This window comes from Azospirillum isscasi (assembly GCF_030849505.1).
Classification (GTDB): domain Bacteria; phylum Pseudomonadota; class Alphaproteobacteria; order Azospirillales; family Azospirillaceae; genus Azospirillum; species Azospirillum isscasi.
The window spans coordinates 1-6,805 of the sequence record NZ_JAUJFI010000230.1 but is presented as its reverse complement, the minus strand read 5'-3'; the positions used below and the strand labels follow the sequence as shown (position 1 = coordinate 6,805).

Annotated in this window: 7 protein-coding genes; all 7 read left to right on the top strand. The window is 73.9% G+C overall.

Annotated features, from left to right (window positions below; all coding sequences use genetic code 11):
- The coding region (locus QSG27_RS26805; RefSeq protein ID WP_306711614.1) for a lysozyme family protein at positions 1–607 on the top strand (607 nt) is incomplete at its 5' end.
- A gap of 22 nt (positions 608–629) precedes the next feature.
- On the top strand, positions 630–1,163 hold the full coding sequence (locus QSG27_RS26800) for an SPOR domain-containing protein (protein WP_306711612.1): 534 nt from the start codon (positions 630–632) through the stop codon (positions 1,161–1,163).
- A 216-nt stretch (positions 1,164–1,379) separates the two neighbouring features.
- Complete coding sequence (locus QSG27_RS26795) at positions 1,380–2,141, top strand: SPOR domain-containing protein (protein ID WP_306711610.1); 762 nt, start codon at positions 1,380–1,382, stop codon at positions 2,139–2,141.
- A 35-nt stretch (positions 2,142–2,176) separates the two neighbouring features.
- Complete coding sequence (locus QSG27_RS26790; protein WP_306711608.1) at positions 2,177–2,596, top strand: hypothetical protein; 420 nt, start codon at positions 2,177–2,179, stop codon at positions 2,594–2,596.
- A 30-nt stretch (positions 2,597–2,626) separates the two neighbouring features.
- On the top strand, positions 2,627–3,970 hold the full coding sequence (tssK, locus tag QSG27_RS26785; RefSeq protein WP_306711606.1) for a type VI secretion system baseplate subunit TssK: 1,344 nt from the start codon (positions 2,627–2,629) through the stop codon (positions 3,968–3,970).
- 17 nt (positions 3,971–3,987) lie between these two features.
- Positions 3,988–4,860 (top strand): DotU family type IV/VI secretion system protein, encoded by an 873-nt coding sequence (locus tag QSG27_RS26780; protein WP_306711604.1) that lies wholly within the window; start codon positions 3,988–3,990, stop codon positions 4,858–4,860.
- 15 nt (positions 4,861–4,875) lie between these two features.
- The coding region (locus QSG27_RS26775; RefSeq protein WP_306711602.1) for a type VI secretion system protein at positions 4,876–6,805 on the top strand (1,930 nt) is incomplete at its 3' end.

Sequence of the window (6,805 nt, the reverse complement as noted above, 5' to 3'; positions counted from 1 at the left end):
CGCCGCGCTCGCCCTGATGGGCGCCCTGCTGTGCGGGCCGGCGGCGGGGCAGGGGATGGCGCCGTCCGGGCTGCCGCCGTCCGGGACGCCGCCGTCCGATGGCGGGCTGGCGCTGTTCCAGTGCAGCCGGTATCTCCGCAACGGGGAGACGCTCTACGGCATTCCCCGCGGCATCCTGCACGCCATGAGCGTCGTGGAATCCGGGCGGGCGGGCACGCCCTGGCCCTGGGCGCTGAACGTCTCGGGCCGTCCCCACTTCCCGGCGACGCGGCGCGAGGCGCTGCGGCTGATGCAGGACGGCGAGGGCGGCCTGCGCGGCGACGTGGCGGTCGGCTGCATGCAGATCCACACGCGCTGGCACGCCGGCTCCTTCGCGACGGGGGAAGACATGCTGGACCCCGCCGTCAACGTCGCCTACGCCGCCCGCTTCCTGCGCGGGCTGTACGACCGCCACGGGTCCTGGACGGAGGCGGTGCGCCGCTACCACGCCAGCGACCCGGCGGCGCAGGACGCCTATCTCTGCCTCGTTCTCGACCGGCGGGTGCGGCTCGGCTACCAGCGCGAGACGGCGGAGATGCGCCGGCTGTGCGGCGGCCCGGAATCGTGAGGGTGGTCATGAGGGGGGTGCCGTGAAGAAGCTCCTGATCGGACTGGCGGCGCTGTTGCTTCTGCTGGTGGCCTTCGCGGGCGGTTACTTCCTGGCCGGCGGCGGGATGCCCGGCACGGAGGAGGAGGCCCCGCCGTCCGCGGAGGCGAGCGCGCTCCCTGCGCCCCAAGCTGCCGCGCCCCAACCCGCCGTGCCGCCGGAGGCCGCGAAGACGGAACCGGACAAGAGCGCTCCTCCCGCGGTGCCCGTCCGCCCGGTCGCCGTGGCGAAGGCGGGAACGGCGCGCTTTTCCATCGAACTCGGCGTGTTCCGCTCGGCGGACAACGCCGGGGACTTCGCCGCGGCGCTTGCCGGGCGGGGGTTGCCGGTGGAGATCGTGGAAACCATGGACGCCGCCGGGGGGCAATGGTTCCGGGTGCGCGCCGGGGCCTTCGCCGACCGCTGGCAGGCCGAGGCGCGCCGTCCGTCCTTCGAGCGGACCGCCGGGATCGGCGGGGTGGTCGTCGAGGAGCCGCTTCCCGCCGCCCAATCCGCAAAGGCCGGCGGCGGCGAATGATCCAGTTCGGACCAACGGGGTAACCCGCCGGATTTGCGGGCTTTTCCGCAAGGCGGGAGCGATGTCCGCGCATAGTCCGCGGACCCGCCCGCGGACTACGCCAGAACGAACCAGACAGCGCGCGGATTCGGGGCGCCGGGATGCTTCTATCAGGCTGGGCCGCCGACCCCTGCGGCGGGTGGCCCGCCCGATGGTTCCTTCCCAGGATTTCCCGCGATGGCGACGATCACGCTCGGACGATGGCAGGTGGCGGCTCTGGCCGCCGGCGTCGCCGTGCTGACCGTCGTGGCCCTGCTGCTCGGCGCCGTGCTGGCGGCGCTGGTCCTGACGGGGGGTGGCACGCAGCCGGTGGCTTCCGCACCCGCTCCCGCCGCGGCGGCTGCGGCACACGCCGAAGGTGGCGGCCTCGCGGCGATGGCAAGGCGGACCGTGGCCGACAGCTTCGAGGCGCGCCAAGGCGTGATCGAGACGGCGGACATCTTCAGCGACGAGGCCCGCGGAAAGGCCATGTCCGCCACCGAGCCGGTGACCCGCGGTGCGGCGGACGCGGCGCGGCGCTTCCTGCCCGGCTGGATGGCCGGCACCGCCGCCCACGTCATCGAAAAGACCGGCTACCGCGTCACGGAATTCGCCGGCAACAGCGTGGAAGGCGTCGTCGAGGACACGCTGAACGACCGTCTGGACGCCATGAAGGAGGAAGGCGGAGGAAACGGGCCGGCTCCGGTCCGCCACTACGCCATCGAACTCGGGCGCTTCGCCACCCCGTCCAATGCGGAATCCTTCGCCGCCGCCGCCGCCCAGCGGGGCGTGCGCGGCACGGTCGAGTTCGCGCCGCTGCCGGGCGGCAACGCCCCCTACGCCGTGCGCACCGGGCGCTATGCCGCCGCCGACGAGGCCGCCCGCGCGCTGGACGCGCTGGCGCGGGCGAACGGCGTGACCGGAACCGTCGTCACCCTTGCCGATGCGGGAGAGCGGTAAAAGCCATGATTCCGGTGAACAGGAACCGATTGGGATTGGCCGGCGCGCTGGCTCTGGCGCTGCTGGCGGCGGGCTGTGCGGAGAAGCCGCGCGCCGCGCTGGACAGCGTGTCCTTCACGGTCGCCCCCGCCGCCAACGACACCACGCCGGTCGCCATCGACCTCGTGGCGGTGCGCGACAAGGCGCTGGTGGACAAGCTGGGCGCGCTGACCGCCGCGGAGTGGTTCGGCCAGCGCGAGCAGTCCATGCGCGACCATCCCGCCACGCTCGGCGTCACGAGCTGGGAGCTGGTTCCCGGCCAGACGCTGACGGCGGACCTGCCGCCGGGCGAGCCGGCCTGGGCGATCCTGGTCTTCGCCAACTACGCCACCCCCGGGCCGCACCGCCTGCGCGTGCCCGACACACGAACGCTGACCCTCACCGCCGGGGACAAGGATGTCGAACTGGTTCCGTGATGTTCTCCCCAACGCTGCTCCGAGGATCGCATGACCGAGGCGCGCGACATTCCCGACGCCATCGACTGGCACGACGGGATGCTGCTGGCCCCGCAGCATTTCCAGCAGCAGGCGCTGCGCCACGAGCGGCAGCTCACCTACCATGTCCGGCAGGCGCGGCCCTTCCATTGGGGGGTCGTGCATCTCCAGGTGGACCGGGTGCAGCTCGTCTCCGGGCTGGTCCAGCTGCGGGAGCTGGAGGCGATCCTGCCGGACGGCCTCGTCGTCGATTACCGCGCCGGAACGGACGAGCCGCTGGAGGTGGACATCTCCGCCTACGCCGACCCGGTGGGGCAGACGCAGATCACCATCCACCTGATCGTTCCTGCCGCCCGCGGCGACCGCGCGCCGGGGCCGGGGGAGACGCCCCGCTACGTCTCGGTCGAGGGCGCGCCGGTCGCCGACCAGCATGGCGGGGAGGAGCTGTCCATCGCCCGGCTGCGCCCGCGGCTGGCCCTGTACGCCACCACCGGACCGACCCAGAAGCCGCCGCAGAAGTTCGTCTCCATGCCCATCGCGCAGGCGACCTTCCGCAACGACGCCTTCGTGCTGACCGATTTCGTGCCTCCGGCGCTGACCGTCGCCGCCAACGCGCCGCTCGGGCGGCTGGGGGCGGAGGTGGTGCGGCGCGTCCGCGAGAAGGCCCTGTTCCTGGCCGAACGCTCCGGCGTCGGCAACGGCAACCCGGCGACCGAACTGGCCGAGGCCGCGCGGGCGGAGATCCGCAGCCTCGTCACCGGCCTGCCGCCGCTGGAGGCGCAGCTCGGCGTCGGGGTCTGCCACCCGTTCGACGTCTACATGTCGCTCTGCACGCTGGCCGGGCATCTGTCGGCCTTCGCCAGCGGCGCCGTGCCGGCCAAGCTGTCGCGCTACGACCACGACGACCCGATGGCGAGCTTCGGCGAGGTGCGCGACTTCATCCTGCGCATGATCGACCGCGTGAAGGAGGGCGTGGCCCGCATCCCCTTCACCTTCGAGGACGGCATGTTCGGCCTGCGCATGGACGAGACCTGGCTGAAGGGCCGCGTGGTCGTCGGCGTGCGCGGCCCGGCCTCGGCCCCGGTCAGCGAGGTCGCCGCCTGGATGGAGAACTGCATCGTCGCCTCCCGCTCCCGCCTGGAAACGCTGTCCGGCCTGCGCGTGAAGGGGGCCGAGCGCGTCGCGCTGGACGACAGCGGCGAGGGCGGGGTGGCCGCACCGCGCGGCGTGGTGCCGTTCGAGGTCAAGGTCGATCCCCGCTACATCGTCCCCGGCGAGCGGCTGGAGATCTGGAATCCGGACTCGCTGGGCAGCCGCTTCCGCCCCGTCGAGATCACCCTGTTCGTCAGCGCCTGAGCCTGGGAAGGACCGCCATGCTGCACCGCCGGGATCTGGTCGATCACTTCCTCGCCTTCGCGCGGGAACTCCAGCAGCACCGCGCCGCGGTCGGTGTTGGCCGCCCCGCCGCCGCCGCGAAGCCGGACGCCGCGACGGGCGAGGCGGCGGAAAGCCTGCCCGCCTTCCTGACCGAGGACGCGCTGGCGATCCCCGCGCCGCGGGGGGCCGCCGCGGCGGTGCCGGCCCTGGCGCTGGAGCCCGACGCCGAGATCATCATCCGCCGCCTTCAGGACTTCCTGGAGGCCCAGGCCGTCCAGGTCGGGCGCACCGGCACCGACCTGACGATCAGCCAGCACCGCGAAGCGCAATACGCCATGGCGGCGCTGGCCGACGACCTGTTCATCCACGACGTGGAATGGAACGGGCGGGAGCTGTGGCGCAGCGTCCTGCTGGAGCAGGCGGTGTTCCGCACCCGGCTGGCCGGCGAGCGGGTGTTCGACCGGATGGAGGCGCTGCTGGCCAGCAACGACCGGCGGCTGGTGCAGTTGGCGGCGGTCTATCTCTGCGTGCTCGGCATGGGCTTCAAGGGGCGGCACCGCGTGCCGGGCGGGGAATCGACCCTGCGCGACTACAGCGCCCGCCTGTTCGAGTTCATCGCGGGGCGCGAGTCCGAACTGGGCGCCGGGGTGCTGCCTTCCGGGCGGACGCTGATCCCCGCCGCTTATGCCCACACCCTGACCGACGGCAAGGCGCGCACGCTGGCGCGGGGGCCGCGCTGGCCGCTGGTGCTGGGGGCCATCGCCGGGCTGTGGCTGGTGCTGGGTCAGGCGCTCTGGTGGATGTCCACAGCGCAGCTTTCCAACGCGGCGGACGCGGTGCTTCAGGCATCGGTCCGCGTGACCCGCTGACGGGAGGGGACGGTCATGGAACTCCTGGCAGCGGTCCTGTCCGGCATCGCCGGCAATCAGGTCTGGGTCTTCGCGGGGCTTCTCGTCCTCGTGCTGGTGATCATCGCGGTGATGGCGGCGATCCTGCTGCGCGCCCGCAGCGCGGCGCCGCCCGCCCCCGCGGAACCCGCGGCCTTGCCGCCGCCGGAATCCGGAACGGAGGAGGGCGGGGCGGTTCCGGCGCTGGCCGCCGCGGCGCCGGACGTGACGCTGCGCGACATCCGCCGCCTGTTCCGCGACGGTCTGGCGGCCTACCGCGAGACGCTGTCGCGCAACGTCTATCTGGTGCCCTGGTACCTGCGCACCGGCGTCGCCGCGTCGGACGACGCCGGGCTGCTGGCCTGCGCGGAGGAGGTGCGGCCCCCGGTGACCGCGGAGCGGCATGCCGGCTTCTCCTGGCGCTTCTACGACCGGGCGGTGGTCATCGACGTGGACGACCCGCGGGCCGTCTGGGCGGGGGTGCTCGACCTGCTGGGCCGCCGCCGCCCGATGCTGCCCGCCGACGGGCTGATCCTGACCGTGCCGCTGGCCGAACTGGACGACGTGCGCCGCGCCACCGCCCGCGGGACGGAGCTGTACGCCCGGCTGTGGGAAATCCAGCGCACGCTGGGCTTCGCCCTGCCGGTCTATGTGGTGGTGACGGGTTGCGAGGAGGCCCCCGGTTTCGCGGCGCTGGCCGAGGCTCTGCCCGGCCCGCTGACCGGCGGGATGCTCGGCTGGTCCAGCCCCTACGCGCTGGAGACCGCCTTCTCCCCCGACTTCGTCGGCGAGGCGTTGCAGAGCGTGGCGGACGGGCTGCTGGCGGTGGAGCTGGAGGTGTTCGGCGCCACCGCCACGCCGGACGGCGCCCCGCTGTTCGCCCTGACGGAGCGGCTGACCGGGACGGAGGCGGCGCTGCGCGCCCTGCTCGGCACCGCCTTCAAGCGCACCGCCTATCAGGAGACGCTCTACGTCCGCGGCCTGTACTTCACGGGCCGCCCCGATCCGGACGCGCCGGCCCTGTTCGGGCGCGACCTGCTGAACCGCAAGATCTTTCCCGAGGCCGGTCTGCCCAAGCCGACGCGCGCTCTGGCCGCGACCCGCGCCTGGCGCCGCTACGCCTGGCCGGTGGGAACGGGGGCCGCCGCGCTGGCCGCGGTCCTGCTGCTGTGGATGGGGGTGCAGCGCGCCTCCACCCTGTCGGACCGGCTGATGCCGGTGCTGGCCGACATTCCGGGCGGGCTTCAGCAGCTTGCCGACCAGCGCCCGGCGGTCGAGGCCGGGGCGCCGATGACCGCCGCCTACGCCGATCCCGCCGCCCGCTTCGTCCAGGGCGTGACGATGCTGCCCATGGATTGGACCTTCAACCCACTGCCGGCGTCGTGGATCAGCGGCGTTCCGGATTCGGTGTCGGGGGCGTTGGCGGTGGGCTACCGCCGGCTGGCCCTGTCCACCGTGCGCGACGTGGCGGAGGACCGGCTGCGCCGCCTGACCCGCGACGGCGGGCCGGGACCGGCGGGAGCGGGCGCCTTCGAGCGGCTGCGCGCCTTCGCGGGCGAGGTCGGCATCGCCGAGGGGCTGGCCCGCGCCTACAACAACGTGGACGCCCGCGACCCGGCCCTGCCGCTGGACGAGGTGCTGGACTTCGCGCTGGGGTCCGGGGTGGCGCGCGGCTTCTCCGCGCGGCTGCACGGCTGGGAAATCGACCAGCCGCCGGGCGGCACCGCCATCCCGGCGCCGGGACCGGGGGCGCAGCGCCCCATCGACCTGACCGCCCACCGGGCGGAGGTCGGGCGCCGCTTCCGGCAACACGCCGACGCCTATCTGCGCGACCTCGCCATGGGCGGCCTCGCCGCGGCGCGGCTGTCGGTCGCCGCCAATGAACTGGAATTGCTGGCCGGCGGGGCGCGCTCCGGCGCCGCCCCCG

Coding starts and splice junctions, on each gene's coding strand:
- QSG27_RS26780 (WP_306711604.1), top strand. CDS start 3,988: ATGCTGCACCGCCGGGATCTGGTCGATCACTTCCTCGCCTTCGCGCGG.
- tssK (WP_306711606.1), top strand. CDS start 2,627: ATGACCGAGGCGCGCGACATTCCCGACGCCATCGACTGGCACGACGGG.
- QSG27_RS26795 (WP_306711610.1), top strand. CDS start 1,380: ATGGCGACGATCACGCTCGGACGATGGCAGGTGGCGGCTCTGGCCGCC.